Annotated in this window: 21 protein-coding genes and 1 pseudogene; 15 read left to right on the top strand and 7 right to left on the bottom strand. The window is 58.8% G+C overall.

Annotated elements, in window-relative coordinates; genetic code table 11:
- Positions 1-161: 161 nt before the first annotated feature.
- The 4 genes and pseudogenes from PHA81_RS15565 to PHA81_RS15580 form a co-directional block, all read right to left on the bottom strand.
- Positions 162-521 (bottom strand): annotated as a pseudogene (locus tag PHA81_RS15565) (hypothetical protein); the annotation flags it as partial.
- A 553-nt stretch (positions 522-1,074) separates the two neighbouring features.
- On the bottom strand, positions 1,075-1,410 hold the full coding sequence (locus PHA81_RS15570) for a hypothetical protein (RefSeq protein ID WP_273837509.1): 336 nt from the start codon (positions 1,408-1,410) through the stop codon (positions 1,075-1,077).
- On the bottom strand, positions 1,407-1,547 hold the full coding sequence (locus PHA81_RS15575; RefSeq protein WP_273837510.1) for a hypothetical protein: 141 nt from the start codon (positions 1,545-1,547) through the stop codon (positions 1,407-1,409). The genes PHA81_RS15570 and PHA81_RS15575 overlap by 4 nt, the downstream gene beginning before the upstream one ends.
- A complete protein-coding gene (locus tag PHA81_RS15580; RefSeq protein WP_273837511.1) occupies positions 1,544-1,981 on the bottom strand; it encodes an SWIM zinc finger family protein in 438 nt (145 codons plus the stop codon). Before PHA81_RS15580 ends, PHA81_RS15575 begins: the two co-directional genes overlap by 4 nt.
- 175 nt (positions 1,982-2,156) lie before the next feature.
- Here PHA81_RS15580 and PHA81_RS15585 point away from each other — a divergent pair, with 175 nt between their 5' ends.
- The 3 genes from PHA81_RS15585 to PHA81_RS15595 all read left to right on the top strand — a co-directional run bounded on the left by PHA81_RS15585 (position 2,157) and on the right by PHA81_RS15595 (position 4,370).
- Positions 2,157-2,558: a transcriptional regulator gene (locus tag PHA81_RS15585; protein WP_273837512.1), complete on the top strand. Its 402-nt coding sequence runs from the start codon at positions 2,157-2,159 to the stop codon at positions 2,556-2,558.
- A gap of 10 nt (positions 2,559-2,568) precedes the next feature.
- Positions 2,569-2,958 (top strand): PIN domain-containing protein, encoded by a 390-nt coding sequence (locus tag PHA81_RS15590; protein WP_273837513.1) that lies wholly within the window; start codon positions 2,569-2,571, stop codon positions 2,956-2,958.
- Between the two features lie 323 nt (positions 2,959-3,281).
- Positions 3,282-4,370 (top strand): hypothetical protein, encoded by a 1,089-nt coding sequence (locus tag PHA81_RS15595; RefSeq protein ID WP_273837514.1) that lies wholly within the window; start codon positions 3,282-3,284, stop codon positions 4,368-4,370.
- A gap of 26 nt (positions 4,371-4,396) precedes the next feature.
- On the opposite strand, the gene PHA81_RS15600 is transcribed toward PHA81_RS15595, so the two are convergent.
- A complete protein-coding gene (locus tag PHA81_RS15600) occupies positions 4,397-5,734 on the bottom strand; it encodes a cytochrome P450 (RefSeq protein WP_273837515.1) in 1,338 nt (445 codons plus the stop codon).
- A 142-nt stretch (positions 5,735-5,876) separates the two neighbouring features.
- On the opposite strand from PHA81_RS15600, the gene PHA81_RS15605 reads away from it, so the two are divergent.
- Together PHA81_RS15605 and PHA81_RS15610 are read left to right on the top strand one after the other, a co-directional pair.
- Positions 5,877-6,176, top strand: coding sequence for a hypothetical protein (locus tag PHA81_RS15605; protein ID WP_273837516.1), 300 nt, complete (start codon positions 5,877-5,879; stop codon positions 6,174-6,176).
- 62 nt (positions 6,177-6,238) lie between these two features.
- A complete protein-coding gene (locus PHA81_RS15610; protein ID WP_273837517.1) occupies positions 6,239-6,685 on the top strand; it encodes a hypothetical protein in 447 nt (148 codons plus the stop codon).
- A gap of 348 nt (positions 6,686-7,033) precedes the next feature.
- Here the strand turns inward: PHA81_RS15610 and PHA81_RS15615 are convergent, their stop codons facing one another.
- Positions 7,034-7,336, bottom strand: a complete 303-nt coding sequence (locus tag PHA81_RS15615) for a hypothetical protein (protein WP_273837519.1) — start codon at positions 7,334-7,336, stop codon at positions 7,034-7,036.
- Between the two features lie 660 nt (positions 7,337-7,996).
- Here PHA81_RS15615 and PHA81_RS15620 point away from each other — a divergent pair.
- From PHA81_RS15620 to PHA81_RS15640, 5 genes are all read left to right on the top strand, one after another.
- The gene (locus tag PHA81_RS15620) at positions 7,997-8,371 is read left to right on the top strand and encodes a hypothetical protein (protein ID WP_273837520.1); all 375 of its coding nucleotides are present in this window, start codon (positions 7,997-7,999) and stop codon (positions 8,369-8,371) included.
- 929 nt (positions 8,372-9,300) lie between these two features.
- On the top strand, positions 9,301-9,597 hold the full coding sequence (locus PHA81_RS15625; protein WP_273837521.1) for a hypothetical protein: 297 nt from the start codon (positions 9,301-9,303) through the stop codon (positions 9,595-9,597).
- 38 nt (positions 9,598-9,635) lie between these two features.
- Positions 9,636-12,359, top strand: a complete 2,724-nt coding sequence (locus tag PHA81_RS15630) for a hypothetical protein (protein WP_273837522.1) — start codon at positions 9,636-9,638, stop codon at positions 12,357-12,359.
- 1 nt (position 12,360) lies between these two features.
- Positions 12,361-12,801, top strand: a complete 441-nt coding sequence (locus PHA81_RS15635; RefSeq protein WP_273837523.1) for a hypothetical protein — start codon at positions 12,361-12,363, stop codon at positions 12,799-12,801.
- Entirely contained in the window at positions 12,801-13,049 is a 249-nt protein-coding gene (locus PHA81_RS15640; protein WP_273837524.1) for a hypothetical protein, read from the top strand. The genes PHA81_RS15635 and PHA81_RS15640 overlap by 1 nt, the downstream gene beginning before the upstream one ends.
- 585 nt (positions 13,050-13,634) lie before the next feature.
- Here PHA81_RS15640 and PHA81_RS15645 read toward each other — a convergent pair.
- A complete protein-coding gene (locus tag PHA81_RS15645) occupies positions 13,635-13,784 on the bottom strand; it encodes a hypothetical protein (protein WP_273837525.1) in 150 nt (49 codons plus the stop codon).
- Between the two features lie 59 nt (positions 13,785-13,843).
- Between PHA81_RS15645 and PHA81_RS15650 the strand changes: the two genes are divergently transcribed.
- From PHA81_RS15650 to PHA81_RS15670, 5 genes are all read left to right on the top strand, one after another.
- A complete protein-coding gene (locus tag PHA81_RS15650; protein WP_273837526.1) occupies positions 13,844-14,362 on the top strand; it encodes a hypothetical protein in 519 nt (172 codons plus the stop codon).
- A 248-nt stretch (positions 14,363-14,610) separates the two neighbouring features.
- Positions 14,611-14,886 (top strand): transcriptional regulator, encoded by a 276-nt coding sequence (locus PHA81_RS15655; protein WP_273837527.1) that lies wholly within the window; start codon positions 14,611-14,613, stop codon positions 14,884-14,886.
- The gene (locus PHA81_RS15660) at positions 14,883-15,038 is read left to right on the top strand and encodes a hypothetical protein (RefSeq protein ID WP_273837528.1); all 156 of its coding nucleotides are present in this window, start codon (positions 14,883-14,885) and stop codon (positions 15,036-15,038) included. The genes PHA81_RS15655 and PHA81_RS15660 overlap by 4 nt, the downstream gene beginning before the upstream one ends.
- Positions 15,038-15,337, top strand: a complete 300-nt coding sequence (locus PHA81_RS15665) for a hypothetical protein (RefSeq protein ID WP_273837529.1) — start codon at positions 15,038-15,040, stop codon at positions 15,335-15,337. The genes PHA81_RS15660 and PHA81_RS15665 overlap by 1 nt, the downstream gene beginning before the upstream one ends.
- Positions 15,334-17,283, top strand: a complete 1,950-nt coding sequence (locus PHA81_RS15670; protein WP_273837530.1) for a DUF87 domain-containing protein — start codon at positions 15,334-15,336, stop codon at positions 17,281-17,283. The genes PHA81_RS15665 and PHA81_RS15670 overlap by 4 nt, the downstream gene beginning before the upstream one ends.
- Position 17,284 lies beyond the last annotated feature (1 nt).

Genomic DNA, 17,284 nt, shown 5'->3' on the forward strand with positions numbered 1-17,284 from the left:
CCACTTCTCATCCGCACACCGAGTACAAATCCAGACCATTCGCGGCGGTTGTTCTCGGGGTGTGATCCCGAATCGATCCTCTGTCGTGATCCCCTCTGGTTCGTAGTCGTGCCACCATAATCGGCACCCCCACTCCAGCATCTCGGTCACACTCATCGATCTCATCTCATGGTCGTGGCCATCGAATCAATTTCTTCCGCTCGGTCCCCGAACGAACTCCCCGGCGAGAACTCCGTCAACTCCTCGATCTCCTGCTCTAGCCGGTCGACCTCTTGATGAAGCACCTCCGCCTCGGAATCGTCACTCACCGCCAGCCGGTCTTTCAGTCCCTGAAGCCGCGTCTCTTTGCGCTCCTCGTCGACGTCGGCCTTCCGCACGTACTCGCTCTCGGAGACGTCGTAGACAGCCGACTCCGGCACAGAGACCACATCCAACGCTTCGTCGACCTTCCCGCGGTCGACGCCCACCAACTGTTCGCGATCGATCCCCGTGCCCTCGAACGCTTCGAGCACTATCTCGTCTATTCTGAACCGTCTCGATGCCAGCGGCGTGATCAACGTCGCATCCTCGGGGAGTTCTTCGCAGCGTTCGATCAACGTCCCCACGTCGCACCGAAGGGTACAGCCATACCACCCTTTAGAGAGCACACTTCAAAATAGCCGTGGGCCACACACCGGATTTCGAGAGACAATCCCGCTGCTATGGCACGTTCTGATTTCAGCTATCGCCAATGTGGAGAACACTACGGGACGGGCGAGTGTACCAGTCGCTCAGTCTCCTGGACCAATGATGTAGTGAGCAATCTCGCTCGCTCCGCAGTTCGGACAAGAGTCTGTGTCGGGCTCGACGCTTGCACCGCAGTCACGGCATTCGACGATAGAGATCTGCGTCGACTGCGATAGGATCCGTCTCATTGTCTGTAGCATACTGGGAAAGGGAGCGTGTGACGCGCTCTTTTGAGGTCGGGACCGTTCCGTCCTCGTTCCTTGGGTATCCCCGGACGATTATAGGGACTTTCCTATAGCAGTGAAAGTGAAATCGACGGACGGAGCCGCGGAAGCGTTCGGTTTCGAGTTACTCGTCAGTCGGCGACGACGAATCCACAACCTCGGGATCAATGACTGCCAGCCAGTGTCGTTGTTTGCCAACGTCTGCGACCGTCCCGAGCCGCGCGTGAACGACGTACTCCTCTGCCCCCTGCGTCGGGTGGCGAACCTCCCCGACGCGACAGGCCTGACAGTACAGCCCACCAACGGTGAACGCACTTTGGTCGCTCTGCCGGTAGACGAACGCCGCAACCTCGCTGCCCTCCGACAGCGGAGCGGAGCACTCCGCACGAACGCAGCGTGCCGTACCTTCGTGACCGACGGGCGTCCCTCGGGCTGCCTGCCGGCAGTCGAACGCGCTCATCGATCGCCCTCCAGCGTGGCCACATGGGTACCGCCGACGTAGCACTCGGGCGCACACGTGAGACACCAGCCGTCGGCTTTCGCCGCAGAGGAGTACTCCCACATATCCTTCCCGCACCCAACACAGAACTCGCTCATCGGTCCTCACCGCCCGTATCCCGCACGAGGTGGGTCCAGACCTTCCAGTCGCCGACGCCGATCCCGGTCACACAGTCCGGGCAGGGATACACTCCGATGCCGCAGGGTCCGTCACAACCGCGCGCCTCGAACGGGCACCCAACCTCGCGGGCGAATCTGATGACCTGTGCAACGAAGCGACTCTGCGAGCCGTCCGTGAACAATGTGTCGAGAGCGCAGTTGATCGAGTGCTTGCACCCGAGACCGCGGAACTGGCAGTCTGGGCAGGTGCAGTGGCCTGATTCAAGATCGACCGCATAGATCTCGCCGTCGCGGTCGGCCTCGTAGATGAGCGGTGCAGTGCGCTCGACATTGATCTCCTGTGCGACTGCACGCTCGAATCGCGCAGCGGTCAGGTCGATACTCCTATCCGGGACCGCACTCGTAGTTGACATTGGCTGTGTCGCTCCACAAGACAGCCAGCCCGCGTGTTGCAAGCACGCGGGCGATTCTCTCTTGAGAACCGCCCGAAGGGCCGGTCTGTCTCTACCTATCGCTACGAGCGGATAGATGAAAAGCCTATCGGTTCGTGGCGATAGGCTTACGGTGGACGAATACGTAGTCCGGAGTATGTCAGATCGCGAGCGGGCGAAATCCGGCGAGTACGTCGAGACGGTCACACCGGATCGGGTATTCGACGCCGTGGCGACCCACCCCGATCCAACGGTGACGGCGCGGGAGGTCGGCGAAGCGATCGGGTGTTCGACCGACGCTGCTCGGAAGAAGCTCAACAAGCTCAATGAGCGCGGCGGCGTTGAGCGAAAGAAGGTCGGTGGTCGATCGATAGTGTGGTGGCTCACCGACGAGCAGCGAGCGCGTGGCGGCCCAGCCGACCCGCTGTTCGGACTCGCCGGTTTGTTCGACGATGACGAGGCGGCTGCCCGCGCCCGCGAGCGGTCCGAGGAGTGGGGCGAGGCATTCGACGACCAATTGAGGAACGGCGTCGACGACGCCTCGGCGGACGAGGCATAGTGCTGCGCGTATGATCCTCAACTCGACGTTCGTACACGACGTGATTCACGAAGACGACGCAGCGCTCAACCGGCTCGCAGAACTCCGCGACACCGAGACGCCGGTCGCACTATCGGCGCTCACTGTGTTCGAGGTCGGTGTCGGCTTACGCGGAGAGACGGCACAGTATCGCGATCCCTTCGGGGCAATAATTGAGGAACTGGTGGTTGTTCCAGTCGGCGAGGCGATCGCCCGCCGCGCACTCTCCATCCAACATGACCTGCTTGATCGCGGCGAGCGTATCGGTGCGCGTGATGTACTAATCGCCGGGACTGCAGTCGGGAGCGGTGATCCTCGCGTACTCACCCGCAATGCCGACGGGTTCGAGCGCGTCGAAGGACTCGCTGTTGAGACGTACTAACCGAGACATCATGATTGACGAGCCACTCCCACCGAATGTCAACAAATACGTCGCCGAAGGGAACCACTACGCGACATCGGACGAGGTACTTTTCAAGCATGATCTCAGAGAGTGTCGACGCATCATAAGACAGTGCGATAGGGCTACGCCATTGATGGATATTTGGATAGTCGAGACAGACGCCAGGATCATGCCAACCACACGTAGTACCGGAAAGTAAAGGGATCAATCTAGTTCACGTCCGATATTTTCTATTTATATAGTCAAAAATCTTATGGCAGATGTTTCGGAAGACATTTTCCAGTATCACGGCCAGTATAGACATGAGTGTGGCTGAGGGAGTGAATGCTCAGCAAGATGAGACGCTACTGCTGGTAGCAACAGGAGCTAGGGAGACGAAAATCAATATCCCACAAGCAATGGCTCTGATGCGGGACGTATCTGTTGAGCTATCAGAATTGGCAGATTTCCTTGGTGTTACTGAGAATACAGTCCGTAATCTGTTCAACCGGCTTGAATCACACAAGATTCTACGATCCGAATCGGGAGAAGTTCGTCTCACTGGTTTCGGTCACATGGTCGCTCGCGAGCAACAACACGCTTTAGACGAGCTCAAAGCGACCATGCTTTCGAAATTCGCGTCAAGTGAAGCGTGGCCTGCGATCCTTCGAGCACTTCGAACAGAACCTCTGCATGGCAATGAACTCGCTGACACCTGTGATATATCTCGGCGGACAAGACGAGAGGTGTGCAACAATTTTGTCCAAAGGGACTGGGTAGCGTATAAGGACGGCCAATACCAGCTTTTGCCACTTGGGGAATCAAAGCTTTCGGTCTACGAAGGGTTCAAAGACGCAATGACGCTTATCTCACAAAAGAAGGACTTCGTTCTTCGGCTTGATGATCTCGCCCAAGAGTTTCCAACAGCAGCACTGCGTGAGACCGATATGGCTACAGGAACGCTAAGTGAACCCCACGCCGTTCTCACCCTATTGGAAGAGGAGTCAGATACCGACGCCGGCTCTCTCAGAGGGGTTCAGCAGGTATTTTCACCACAGTTTGTCGAAGAATATGATTCCCTGATACCAGAAGGGAAAGAAATCGAACTTGTCATTGATAAATCAGTTTTTAGAAAAGCCACTAAGGTTCGAAACCTCCACTATCTGCGGAGAGCACATAAATTTGATAATTTCCACACTTTGATCCATCCAGAAAATCTTTCTGTTGGATTTGGAATTTTCGGTGACGAGAGGGCATTGGTTGGTGCCTACAGTGAAGAGGAGCCATACAATGCTGCAATCGTCGGATCAAACGAGGTACTTGTAGACTGGGTCACTCAGAAATATGAAGAAGTCCGAAAGGAATCGCAGACACCAACGGAACGTTTCTGGAGTTGGCTGTTTCCTGGGTGAGTAGCTACGCCATGACCAAAGATTTGTTATCGCTTCTGTACCTGCATCTGTATCGGCTCAGATGGATGCATCGTGAGTGAAGGAGCGAAATCGAGGTTCTCACTCTGCTCCGGAGCGAGCCTAAGACGGTAGTTTTGCGCAACCGTAGCAAGGATGATCTGCGCTTCAAGCATCGAGAGATGTTTCCCGATACAGTGACGCGGACCGCCGCCAAACGGGAAATATGAGTAGTTCGGTCGCTCGCTCGCGCGGTCAGTTGTCCATCGATCCGGATCGAACGACTCCGGATCGTCGTACCAGCGCGGATCACGGTGGACACCCCACTGTGGAAGCATCACGAGTGCGCCCTTCGGTATTCGGTACCCGCCGAGCTGAATCGGCTCGGTAGGCTCGCGAAAAATCGTATAGACCGGTGGATACAGCCGCATGGCTTCCTGAATTACCCGCTCAGTGAGATCCAAGTCGCGAACATCACTGGCTGTAGGGGACTCGTTACCCAGAATCTCGTCAATCTCATCGTGAACACGTCGCTCGATTTCGGGATGCTGGGAGAGCAGATACCAGGTATAAGTGAGTGACAACGCCGTAGTATCGTGACCGGCAAGAAGCATCGTCATCAGTTCGTCTCGGACAAGCTCCTCGGTCACTTCGTCAACATCACTTTGAGCACGCAGCAGGATCGATAGCAGATCCATCTCGCCGTCCTCGGTTCCCTTTCGCCTGTAAACGAGTGTGTCGAGCACTTCTTCGAGGTTGTCTACCGCGTTTTCGAACTCGACACGCTCAGGTGTAGGCACCCATTCGGGAAGAAGAAACTGCGCCGGCTTCGGCTCGAACATCTTTCCTAGCGGTTCAAGGTTGTTCTGCACCTTCTCCGTAGTCTGATCGTCGAGCTCGGTGCCGAACATCACCGAGACGATTACCTTCACCGTAATCCGGGCCATCGCAGGATCGATCTTGACGACCTCACCATCATTCCAGTGACTCAGCATAGTCTCAGCGTATTCGCTGATCTCCTCTCCGAAGTTCATCACGCGACTAGGCGCGAACGCCGGTTGAGCCCGCTGACGCTGGCGCTGCCAGAAATCACCACCACTCATTAGGAGTCCGTCGCCCAGTAGGTCATCGATGCTGCCTGATCGGATAGTTTGTGATTTTCGAAACTTCGAATCCTCACTTACCAGTATCCGCTCAATCTCTTTTGGTTCCGTAACAAGGTACGTCTGTTCGGTTCCGAGGGTAAACGTCGAGAGACCATTGTAACTCCGGGTGAGTGTCTCGATGAACGAAAATGGATCACGGGAGTAGCGGTGAGTGTTACCCAACAGTGGAAGGTCCTGCGGGCCGGGTGGCGAGGTGCTCATACGTACCAAGTGGACGATTCGAGGAGGTTACAACGTTACGCTGACCCACCCAATGAGCCGGTTTCGTAGCTTATCGACCAAGAAGAGCAGTCACAGATCGATCGACTGCAAGTATCAATAGGCAGCTGGACATACGAGTAGTATGTGCGCAGAGCGGTCTGAATCAATTCCATCATCTGATACCGCTGGTGAGGAATGGAAAGAGTGGCTGAAGACGGTTGAAGGGGTTCTCGATGAAACCGTTGAGCGAGAGGGAAAGCTCGAGTGTGAGTTCGATAATCTCCAACTCGGCATTCCAACTTCGTGGGGCGAGGAGACCGAACACGCTCAGTGGAGCTTCGATGGTACCGTTCGCATTCAGGTCGAAGGTGATCGGAGGCCGCTTGCTGCGTGGCTCAAGTGGTGGTACGAACGAATACCATCGTCCGAGAACACGGAGTAGATTTGGACGTGGAGAAAAAGATTGAACCGAAGAATTACTTCGTACGAGAGCCGATTTGCGGTATGGTCGATTCAAAACCAGATCCAGAAAACCTCGCTGAAACAAGCCGTATTTCGCTGTCAATTGAAGGCGTTGATCTCCCAACTGACAAAGACGACCGACAGGATGCCCTCGATCGAATCATTGGGAAAGTCGAGGAAGCGATTGAAGAAGAAAATCTCTCACCAGACAGCATCCAGGCCGATTCAGGCTATCAGTATCCCAAAATCACCGCTCAATGTCCTCGGTGTGAACATATGCTACAGGTTCGGGAGGGCCCAGAGGTTGATGGAGAACTATCCGATCGTCTCTATGCCTCCGTTCGCTGTTCTCACTGTGGATACACCGGCGGTGTTTCATTCGACCTCACCGATATACAGACAAACAAATACAATTCAGATATCATGGCAGAGGAATACCGAAGTGAAGTTCAGGATATGAATATTACGCCAGAATATCATTCATATTAAGTATAGAGGTTTCGTCGATAGAAGAGTTATATAGCCCGAAAACAGCAGAGTGAAAAACTGTCCCTGGTTGTCGAACATTTCGACGATTTTGGAATACTTGATTGAACTTCGACCCCCTTTATATACCCGGTTTAGTTGCTTTTGAGTGGAATATCGACGTTAGAGAGCCTATAACGGCTATGGGAGAGGGTTTTTAGTTCTGAAATCCCGTTTCTTGATTACCCCCCAGTCCATCGGTAAGGATGCGAACTACTCACCGAGCAAAGCAGGGCATGAACCAAACCGATGGTAACCGGACCTAACTCACGGCGTTCGCAAGCGCACGATTCGGGTATTCAAGAAGACGTGCTACGACGAGGAGCCGTCAGTATCGTTGGCGTCAGCGATGAACTCCTCCGGTTCGGCGTCCGAATCATTGAGATAACGGCTTCCGAGATCTGTGATCAGGTAATAGCCTTGCACCCTGTCTTCATGAGGTTGCTTGACGAGTCCGTGATAACTGAGGTCCTCCCGCAATCGGCGGGCGGCCTGACTACTCGATGGTGCATTGATTCCATGTTCTTCCTCCAGAGCAAGTGTGATCGCCGTTGGAGGGAGAGCGATTCCCTGCTGATCAAGGAGATCAAGAACAAGATGATCAACTCGTGTCATCCACGGCACCACTGGAGGAGGCATTGAATCGATGTAGGCGTAGGATATGGGTTAATACCAGCGGACCACGTGCAAATCACTACCATTAGAGCATACGCTTTCATGAGTGCATATGCGCTTCTGATGGCATAGGTTTATTGCTCTTGATCCCAAACGAGCCTGATGTCAGAGGTTATCGGATGCACAAAACCCCACCCAATCGACGCAGGCGATGTCAGCAAGCGTCGTTCAGCGGGTGGAGGGCGGACGCTCGGCTCACGAGCGTAGTGTGTCAGTGCGGACAAATCCGACCACCGTATCTGGGTGAGTACCAGTCACCCGGAATCGGTCGAACCCGCACTGACTGTCTCTGGCAACATCGGATTGCTGACCATTTCAGCTGTGAACAATCCAATGTCCCAAAGCAAGACCACCTATGGTACCGAATTACGTAAGGGTACCGCACGTTCGCGGCGCGCACAACATGCCAACAAAACGGAAACTACCGATAGCGAAACGGTAGAGCCTGCGTGCCGCACGCGGGAAGTCGGGCGCGGAGTCGACCGACGCGAGTGGCGTGAAATGCCCTATGACGGCCGTACTCGCACGTTTTATGAGCCGTGCGAATGGCCTGAGTGTTATCCCGACGGCCCTCCCGACGACAGTGAGACCGAGACGGTTGTGAGAAGTTGTCGTCATCCTACGACCTATCACCGTCCACGAGACGACGGCGAGCCGGAACACGAGACCGACGCTCCTGAAGCCGACACAGACACTCGTATCTCACAGGAAGCCATTGAGCCGATCGGACCGATTAGCTCGCTTCCGGACCTCCAAGAGGGCCAGCGGGTCGTCCTGGAGAGCCGGGTACAACCACTGCGCGTCACCGAAATCGCGAGCGAACCGGATGGAACGGTCGGCCTACGCGGTCCCGGTGGAGGTGAGTATCAGGTTGAGGGACGACCGGAGTACCCCCAACCATACTATCTCCCTAAAGCCGGCTATTTGAGTGAGATCATCCGCGTCCGCGTCGAAATTCCGGCGGAGGCTGTCTGACAGGGCCGAGTGGATGGAACCCACTAGCCCCCTCCACCGCTCTCTCACGGTTTCTCGACGGTCTGTCAGAGCGTCATACAAAACCCTAAATAGGGAGCGATGCACCGTCGGCCCAAAGCAAGGGCTAATCAACGAAGTGCCGACGAGGAAGGTTGGACACCTCATTCTCGCGGCCCACGGAACATATAGGTTTCGCCCTACGCGCAGAGGCGTTGCTGTCGCGCGTCGGGCGGCCAACTCGGCAACGAACAGAGGCAGCCGTGGGTACGACGGTTCTCCCGACCGTCAGCACTCGAATCACGGGCCATAGAGATGGCCGCTACGAAGGCAACACGACCACACCACGATCGAGACACGCAAGCGCGATCGACGCCCGGGAGCCGCAGCTGCTCGTATATAGCACGCTGCAAGCCGATCCAAAACAACAGGAGGGCACTACATCCACGTGAGAATGACACAACAGTAATAAGGCGGGCAGCAGACGTAGACGCAAAGCTAGGAAAGAAATATAGTGCCGATGGGAGCGGGGAGTCCCAAGTCCCCGTCCTAACAACCGATCAGTACCGGTCGACCTCCCTGTGCAGGGTTGGTCTTACCGGTTTCTCATCGGCCCACGATATTAACGTTTGCCACTCGGTGAGCGACAGCTCTCTCCAAACGAGAGTTCTCGCTCATCGCACGGCGAACAATATCGTCGGGTACGACGACGGAGCCCGGTCGTCAGCGCTGGAATACTGGGTCAACACCCCCATGACAAGAGAGCTATCTCCATCCAGCGCTAACAGCATCGCTTCCGACGACCTCGACAGTCGGGCCGCTACCTGCCCCTCCAGCGAGCTGCCCACCCAGACAGCCCTCCGTGGTCGCCGATCGACGCACGCGAGCAATCTGAGCGGTCTCAGACAATCAGCCAACAGGAGGGCTCGCTGATGCGTCTCGACGCGTCGGGACAGCTTATCGAGATCACCGTCCCTGAAACCGTCAGTTGCACCGCTTGTAGCGGCCACGCCGAACGACTATCGAGCGCGTTTCAGGGAGAAGGCCTCGCGTATCACCACTACCAGTGCTGCGACGACGCCTGTCCCGCGGCTGGCGCTATCGTCGAACACGAAACTGGTGACACCCATCGTATCGGCCCCGTATTCGGTGATCGTGATCTCGCCGTCCGTCTCGCTACCCAGGCCCATCCTGATGGCTCGATCAAGCCAGGAGAGATCACGCCATGAGCGGTGGAACTCCAGGTGGAGGCGCGAGGTGAGCCCCGATGCCGGATGCAGGTCTCACCCTTACCCAGCAGCCGCCGCTCTCACCACTCGTCGAGATCCACGCCGACGACACGGCACACCGTCTGTGGCGACAGATCGCCCTCGACCACGACTTTCAACGAGAGTTCGTCGCTGCCGTCGACGATCTTGTTGGCGAGCTCGACCACCGTACCGCACGCGAAGACCGGCTTCGAGAGGCCGGCGTCACCGCTCTCAGTGGCGTCTACGCCGGGATGGTGCCGTCGCTCGCCCACACCGACGCGCAGTTCTTCGAGGTCCTGCGCCAGAACGCCCAATTTGGCACCCCCGGCCGATCGATCGCCGGCTGGCACGTTGAGTTCGAGGAGGTAGCCGACGGCCCGCTTGCCGTCCTCCGCGAGAGCGATCGAACCCCGACCATCGCCGTCCGCATCGACGATGCGTTCGGTGAGCTCCGAGCAGAGTACCGCGAGGACATCGCCTGGTTGCTCGCCGAACTCGCAAGAGCCGTCGATCTCCGAATCATCGCGACCGGCCGCTGGCAACGCCGGCTCGCTCGTGAGTACCGCGAACACCTCCCGGCTGTTAGCGAACAGTGCAGTGCAGGCCTGTCTGAGAACACCATTACGCAGCGCATCGAGACCGCACACGACGTTCTTGATCCCGATGGTCGGAAGGTCCGTATCCTCCGTCAGCTTGCCGATGAGGCGTCTGAAACCCTCTCGTACAACGAACTCTACGCCCTCCACCAGACCACGAAAGGAGCCGTCCGCCAGTGCCTCACGACCGGCGAGAGTTCTCTCGGCGAGCTCGGACTCGTCGAGACGTTCTCGCGGACCACCGAGAACGGCAACGCCGTCGAACTGCTTGCCGCCGGCCGCAAACTTCTCGACAGGCTTGACGCTGAAATCGGCAGACAGCAGCGCCTCGAAGCGGTCGTTAGCGAACCCGGAAATCCCTCCGACGATAGCCGTGTAACCCCGCCCGCACGCGAGGGCCGCCACCGCCCCACTGCGGAGGCCGAGGCGTGCTGTGCGGAGCGCGGCTGCGGTAGCGGCGGCGGTGCTGGGGCGGCTCCCGACCGCCATCGTCTCCCGTTCCATCATCAGGTGCGGTCGGCGGCTCGCCACCGCTACGCTGCGGCCGCCGGCACCGCTACTGACGGCGGTATCACGTTGGTCAACCATCCAATCGGGGTGAAAGACGACCGTGGCGAACCCCACTGGTACTACGACCACGACGCCGATCGTCTCCTGGTCGGTGGCGAGTACGATGACCCCATGCAGTGGTGGGTGTGCATTGCACTTGCGTTAGCCAACCCCCGTACCTTCCGCCACGTCCTCACCCCCGACCGATTTGAATCGGGCAAGCTCGGTGATCTACTCGCCAATCACGCTGATTTGCTCCGGAACTCCCGGTGTCTCGGCTATCTCAAAGACGCCGACGCCACCGCCGAGGACTACACCGATGCACTGCTCGAAGCTGCCGAAGACCTCAGCGAGCTTACCCGCGACCTCCACCACGAGAACTACGAGGATTGTAACCGCTTTCGTGGCGATATCCTTCGGGAAGCTCAGGGTCTTGCCGGCACGATCGTTCATCTGCTCGATCTCGCCGACGTCGACGTGGTTCGGGAGGCGCGTATCCCCCGCTTCTCGCGGGATTTCGGCGAGAGTCAACAGTCAGACCTCGCCGAAACGCTCTCCGTCGGCGCGTCGATTCAGTCCCGATACGGCGAATCCACCGCGTATCGCCAGCTGCTCGAATCTCGTGAAGACAAGCGCGAGAGTGCCATCCCGCCGACGGTGGATGCTGATGATCCGTTCGGTGAACTCATCGGATCGTTCGTGGTCGTGGGCAAGAGCGTCGACGAACTCGCCGACCCGCTCCGCCGGCGTCTCTCGAACCGCGACATCCACGAGGACGCCCCTGAGTTCTCGGTTCCTATCTCGGTTGAGGAAACGACCGACCGCTCTCAGACGGCCCAAGCAGTGCAGATAATGTGCCGCCAGAAGTCGATCCGGCCGACCCGTGCGGCGACCTCGATGCTTGCAGCCCTCACTGGGACGCCGTACGACGCTGCGAGAGCACTCCACAATCTCGCATCGGAGACAAAGGCTCCGGGACGGACACTCCGCCTCGACGAGGTTCGATACGGTCTCTCGGTACTCGAACCCACCCGTCTCCTGTCGGAGATGGGGAAACCGGCGCTCTCGAAGATCGTTCACGCGCTGCTGATTGCCCAGACACCCCTCGTGCAACGTGACCTCGCCGAGCGAGCCGATGTCTCAGCACGATCGGTTCGCACCTACACAGAACGTCTCGCGGCGTTCGATTTCATCCAACAAACCGAGGCTGGGTGGCGCTTCGCGCTGCCGTTCCACACCGACGAGGAGCGTGGTGAGGGCATCCTGCCGGAGTTCGTGTCGACCGGCGATGACTCGACTGCAACCACGACGTTCGCCCGGGACGTGCTCGCCGAGGCGATCTACGATCTGCTCGATCCCGATCGGTACGCCGACCCCGACGATCTTCTCGGCGGAGCGCTGTTCGCCGATCCGGGCGAGGTGATCCCGGCACTGAGGGAGGGGTGTGATTGGCTCGATCCGTGGATATCGATTGTTCGGACGCTCGTCGGTCCCGAGCTCGAAACCCAGGTGCCAGCACCGAGAGCGACCGCGGCGATCGGCATCGAACCCGAGCAAGCAAGTCTCACAGCGGCGGCCGCCGGGGGCGCTGATTAAGATGACCGACACGACGCGATACAGTCTCGATTTCGACCCGACGTGCCCGACGTGTGATGAACCGAGCGCACACCGCGCCGACCTCGGCGTGTGGATCTGTCCATACTGTGGCCGTCTGGCGATCGAATATACTGACACGCTGGATGGACCAGTGCTGGAGTACCTGCCGTCCGGTGACGATCCCGTCGAGTGCATCAAAGTCCTCGGCGAGATTGCCACTCACAACGGTCCCAAGGCAATGCTCGGGTCGCCGTTCGCGTCGAAGGAAGACCTGCTTGATCTCCCCCAGGAGTCGACGAGCCGTCGGTGGAATCCGGATCGATCGGCGTGGACCGTGGATGCGAGCGCGATCCGGGAAGTCAAAGAGCAGCTGCGAGACGCCGGCTGGCCGGTAGTCGACCTCGTTCAACGTCGTCGCGAACGCCGCCAGGAGGGTGGCTGATGGCTGCTGGAAGCACTACTGGGCGGCTCGGCACCGAACTCGCCACGATTCTTCGCGAGATGGACGAGAGCACCGAACCGTGGAAGCTTCGACCGCCCGAACAACCCGATGAGGCGGCGAAACTTCTCATCGGAGCGCAGCCGGAGCTTGTTCGCGATCATTTGGAGGACGCGGGCTACTCGATTCACGATCTCAATCTGCCGGTCGAGCGCGACGGCTGGGTTGCTGCGTGGAAAATCTCGTCGTGATCGTCGCCCTGCTTGTGACCGGCCTGTTCATATCTCGGCTGAAACACTGATAGTCGCCCGGTGGTGGATAGCGATGGGTATAGTGGTCGTCGTGGTCAGGCACACACCGGATACCGAGTGAATATCCTGCCGCTTCACCGTGGTTTGGCTTCGTCCCTTGTGTAACATTCGGAGGGAGGAGGTGTATCGTCTGTTACATAAGGCATGAAGCGCCGGAGACACACCACCGTTTCCGCTGTGCTTGACACCCCGTATTCGGGGAGAAATGGTGTATTGATCGGTGATGACGCCGCCTCTGGCCGCCCGGCGGATACGAGGCCCCGAGGGAACACCCCTCGGGACCGCGCCGAGCGAACCGCCGGTAGCCTACCGTGTTGCCTCGCATATCCTCGCGTACAGCGAGACAACGGTCCCTACTCGTTGCGCATCCGTATTGTGTGTTATGGCCACATATTTCACGATTTGGTGAGGAAACCCATCGTATCAACCCACCAACTCTCTCCGTTCCCCGCTGTTCTCGACACCCCGTGTACCGAGTGAAATGCCGGCGTCGACCGGTGGTTTTTCGAATCAGACAGGACGGTGCTACCGCCAATTCTCCCGCCTGCATTCCCGACAGAGCGTCCGTCTGTCGGTGAGGGTCCCGACGCGCAGCACGCCGGGGTTGTCCTCACCGCACTCTTCGCACGCGCCCCATCCAGCACTGAGGTCGAGGCTGTCGTCGGTATCGGTCATGCCGGTTTCACTTCCTCTGTGCCCCTGACCCTTTTTATGATAGCTACCATACGAAACGTATGACGCTCACTGAACTGAAAGAAGTATTTCAGAAACATTTACAGAAGGTGGTCGAGGACCCGTTGCACTTCCCGCAGGCGGCGCATTTCGTCCCTTTTGCATCTATCCTGTTCGTCTTTTATGTCATATCGCAGTCCATCCAATTCGCAGCGAATACTAGAGCCGTAATTAATGTGATTCCCTTGCTCGGGATCGAATTGGGGATTTTAGTGTTCGCTGGAGTTGCTTTCGTCGTGGGGAGTCGGGCCTATGATTGGCGGATGGATTTCGCTGATCGCCAGCCGAAACTGTACCGACTCACTCAGATATGGCGTCTCCTGCTCGGAGCGCTCGCTCTTGCGATGGTTGGGTACGTCTACGGAACCAGTGTCGCAATGCCCACCGCCATGACCGGAACAATCCCGAAATGGGTGTTTGCTGTCTTCACTCTCGGTCTTGCTGCGCTGGTGTCAATTAGTGTTACCACTCTCGCTCATGGTTTACTCTCTATCTACCGTGTGACCGGACGGGGCGGGTAAGGGAACGTCCCCCTGCGGGAATCCTAATTTAAATCCTTCGTGTGGAGGGAGATGTCGGGGTTGTAGGAAACTATTCATCATCGCCGCGCCCCGGTCGCTGTTCAGGTTCTTTCGCTCCGATTCTTTTTCATTCGTTCTCGAACTCCGACGCCTGCGTGTCGGGATTGCTCGACCACCGGCGTCAGAACCCCACCATCACAGCTACATGGGAAGGTTTTATGTTGGGCGAGCCAACACATCTATCTGTGATGGAAACGAAGCCACGCAGAGTGCCAAACGATACACATGATGAAAGCGGCCGGTTCGCGGAGAAATACCCTGATGAAGCGTTCCTCGACGTGCTCGCCGGTACGGGAGGCGTCGGGACACAGGAGGTTGCAGATGCGCTGGACTGTCCATACGACACCGCCTACAGCAAGTTGCGTGCGCTCGCCGCTGATGGGAGGGTCGAGAGTCGGAAAATCGCCAACGCGCACTTGTGGTCGCTCGCAGAACCGGACGAACAGGAGGATCGAGACCGATGAACGTCTCCAACAGCGTGAAACTCCGTGACGGCAGCGGGAACGAGGTCGAGATCGAAATCACCGCAACCACCAACAACGGCGAGCAAGCGGTCGGGTGGGTCGAAGACATCGAAGCGGCGGTTGAGGATGCGTTACCCGAGGAGTGGTACTGATGAGTGACGACAGCGACGTCGAATTGCTCGCTGCAGTGAGCATCCCCGACACGGCGACGCTGATTGGCATCTATGCCGACGGCGCGCGCGTCGTTGGTGGTCGAGACGAGATCGACTGCTCGGAGCACGGGCGTGGCGAGTGCGCCCACGCCGAGGCGTTCGGTGGCGGCGTCAGGGTACTCGATGTGGATGACATCGCCGACGAGGTAGCCCAATCGCGCGCGGTCCAAGAGCAGGTGCTTGAGCGGGTGGGTGGCCTCGACGATACTGCCTTCGAGGCACAGGAAGACGGACCATGATCGATGACACCACAGCCACGAGTGAGGAGCCGCCAGCGACCGTCTCTATCGGGCGAACGAGCGGTGGCGGACCACCAGATCACGACACCGATATTCCCGTCGCACTCCCGCTGGAGGAGGTCCTCGTTGGTCGCGCGTTCGCGTGCGGGAAGAGCGGCAGCGGCAAGAGTAACAGCGCGAGCGTCGTTATCGAAAACATTCTCGATGCGGGACGCCCGTTGCTGATCATCGACATCGAGGGCGAATACTACGGGTTGAAAGAGCAGTACGAAATCCTGCACGCGGGCGCGGACGAGGCGTGTGACATCCAAGTGGGTCCCGAGCACGGCGAACGGCTGGCCCAGCTCGGCATCGAACAGGGTGTCCCCATCATCCTCGATCTCTCCGGGTTCCTGGACGAGAGCGAAGCGGACGACCTCGTGGGCGCGGTCGCGCGGGCGTTGTTCGCCACCGCCAAGCAGGAGCGCGAGCCGTTCCCGGTGTTCATCGAGGAGTGCCACGAGTTCCTTCCCCAACAGGGGAGTGCCGGCGAGACGGGCGAGGCGGTGGTTCGGATCGCCAAACGCGGTCGCAAACACGGTCTCGGTCTCGTCGGCATCAGCCAGCGGCCCGCGAGCGTCGATAAAGATTTCATCACCCAATGCAATTGGATGGTCTGGCACCGGCTGACGTGGGATAATGACGTTGCGGTGGTCCGGCGCGTTCTCGGCAAGCCGTATGCAGAGACAGTCGGCGACCTCGGCGACGGCGAAGCGTTTCTCGCGGCGGACCCGGATGTTCTCGCCGACGAGGACCGCTTCGGCGATGTACTTCGCGTGCAGTTCGACCGGAAGGAAACCTACGACGCTGGCCAAGCGCCGGGTCTCGACGACGAACGTCGGCCGGAACTCAAAGGAGTGGATGAAGGACTCGTCGAGGAGCTACAGGACATCTCCGACCGCGCCCAGCAGCGCCGGAACGAACGCGCCCGCCTCCGTGAGAAGGTCGCCGCTCGCGACGAACGGATAGACGAGCTCGAAGCGGAGCTGGCGGACACGAAGGACATTCGGGGAATCATGGACGATATGGTCGGGTCGCTCGCCGACCACGCAGGACCCAGTAACGGCGAGGCTGGCACAGCAGCAGGTGAGCCGGTGACCGTCACCGTCGAGGGAACGGATTTGGAGGTGCCCGAAGTCATCCAGACGGAGGTGATGGAGATTCGGGAGGACCGCCAGGATGCCGAGGCGCGCGTCGAGGAGCTTGAAGCGGCCCACACGCGCCAGCAACGTGCCGCCGAACATCTTGCGGCGCGACTCGATGACCGCCCGACGAGCGAGGACATCGCGGCACTACAGGAGTTCGCGGCGGAATTCGGCGAACTCATCGGTCGCCACGCCGACGTGGTGGGTGATTTCGCAGGTGTGAGTGCCGAGGATGCGAGCGACGAGCGGGTTGCCCGCCTGCGTGAACGTGCCCGGACGGCCGAAGAGCGGGCCGAGGCGCTGGAGGCCGAGCTCGATGCAGCGCAGTCTGCGAGCGGTGAGTCGGCGGGTGCCGAGGACGCGACTGGCACCGGCACGCTTGGAGCGGCGTCACTCGCAGATGCGGACCTCACGACGCTGCTACAGCACGAGGCGATACAGAAGGCGATTCAGATGGCCGCCGAGGGTGGATCGGCCGCCGAACAGCATTACGGACGGGTACTGGGGGTCCTCGCCAGTGCCGGCAACGAGGAGTATCGATCGGCGACGGATGTGGCAGCCCTGTTGGACGTATCGGATTCGACCGTTCGAGGCGTCTTGAAGCGGCTGCATACGTCGAATGTGGTCACACGCGAGTCACAGGGCCGCGGCTACGCCTACGCGCTTGAGCGCGAGTTGCTTGAAGACCGTATCGACGTAGCCGAACAGCAGGCGGCGCTCATCGGTGGTCCGGATTCGCCCGGCCAGAAGGAGGAATCATAAC

This window comes from Halococcus sp. PRR34, assembly GCF_028617175.1.
Classification (GTDB): Archaea; Halobacteriota; Halobacteria; order Halobacteriales; family Halococcaceae; genus Halococcus; species Halococcus salifodinae.

Excerpts from the sequence above, each read along its gene's own strand:
- PHA81_RS15570 (WP_273837509.1), bottom strand. The coding sequence starts at position 1,410 with ATGAGCGCGTTCGACTGCCGGCAGGCAGCCCGAGGGACGCCCGTCGGT.
- PHA81_RS15575 (WP_273837510.1), bottom strand. The coding sequence starts at position 1,547 with ATGAGCGAGTTCTGTGTTGGGTGCGGGAAGGATATGTGGGAGTACTCC.
- PHA81_RS15580 (WP_273837511.1), bottom strand. The coding sequence starts at position 1,981 with ATGTCAACTACGAGTGCGGTCCCGGATAGGAGTATCGACCTGACCGCT.
- PHA81_RS15585 (WP_273837512.1), top strand. The coding sequence starts at position 2,157 with ATGTCAGATCGCGAGCGGGCGAAATCCGGCGAGTACGTCGAGACGGTC.
- PHA81_RS15590 (WP_273837513.1), top strand. The coding sequence starts at position 2,569 with ATGATCCTCAACTCGACGTTCGTACACGACGTGATTCACGAAGACGAC.
- PHA81_RS15595 (WP_273837514.1), top strand. The coding sequence starts at position 3,282 with ATGAGTGTGGCTGAGGGAGTGAATGCTCAGCAAGATGAGACGCTACTG.
- PHA81_RS15600 (WP_273837515.1), bottom strand. The coding sequence starts at position 5,734 with ATGAGCACCTCGCCACCCGGCCCGCAGGACCTTCCACTGTTGGGTAAC.
- PHA81_RS15605 (WP_273837516.1), top strand. The coding sequence starts at position 5,877 with ATGTGCGCAGAGCGGTCTGAATCAATTCCATCATCTGATACCGCTGGT.
- PHA81_RS15610 (WP_273837517.1), top strand. The coding sequence starts at position 6,239 with ATGGTCGATTCAAAACCAGATCCAGAAAACCTCGCTGAAACAAGCCGT.
- PHA81_RS15615 (WP_273837519.1), bottom strand. The coding sequence starts at position 7,336 with ATGACACGAGTTGATCATCTTGTTCTTGATCTCCTTGATCAGCAGGGA.
- PHA81_RS15625 (WP_273837521.1), top strand. The coding sequence starts at position 9,301 with ATGCGTCTCGACGCGTCGGGACAGCTTATCGAGATCACCGTCCCTGAA.
- PHA81_RS15630 (WP_273837522.1), top strand. The coding sequence starts at position 9,636 with ATGCCGGATGCAGGTCTCACCCTTACCCAGCAGCCGCCGCTCTCACCA.
- PHA81_RS15635 (WP_273837523.1), top strand. The coding sequence starts at position 12,361 with ATGACCGACACGACGCGATACAGTCTCGATTTCGACCCGACGTGCCCG.
- PHA81_RS15640 (WP_273837524.1), top strand. The coding sequence starts at position 12,801 with ATGGCTGCTGGAAGCACTACTGGGCGGCTCGGCACCGAACTCGCCACG.
- PHA81_RS15645 (WP_273837525.1), bottom strand. The coding sequence starts at position 13,784 with ATGACCGATACCGACGACAGCCTCGACCTCAGTGCTGGATGGGGCGCG.
- PHA81_RS15650 (WP_273837526.1), top strand. The coding sequence starts at position 13,844 with ATGACGCTCACTGAACTGAAAGAAGTATTTCAGAAACATTTACAGAAG.
- PHA81_RS15655 (WP_273837527.1), top strand. The coding sequence starts at position 14,611 with ATGGAAACGAAGCCACGCAGAGTGCCAAACGATACACATGATGAAAGC.
- PHA81_RS15660 (WP_273837528.1), top strand. The coding sequence starts at position 14,883 with ATGAACGTCTCCAACAGCGTGAAACTCCGTGACGGCAGCGGGAACGAG.
- PHA81_RS15665 (WP_273837529.1), top strand. The coding sequence starts at position 15,038 with ATGAGTGACGACAGCGACGTCGAATTGCTCGCTGCAGTGAGCATCCCC.
- PHA81_RS15670 (WP_273837530.1), top strand. The coding sequence starts at position 15,334 with ATGATCGATGACACCACAGCCACGAGTGAGGAGCCGCCAGCGACCGTC.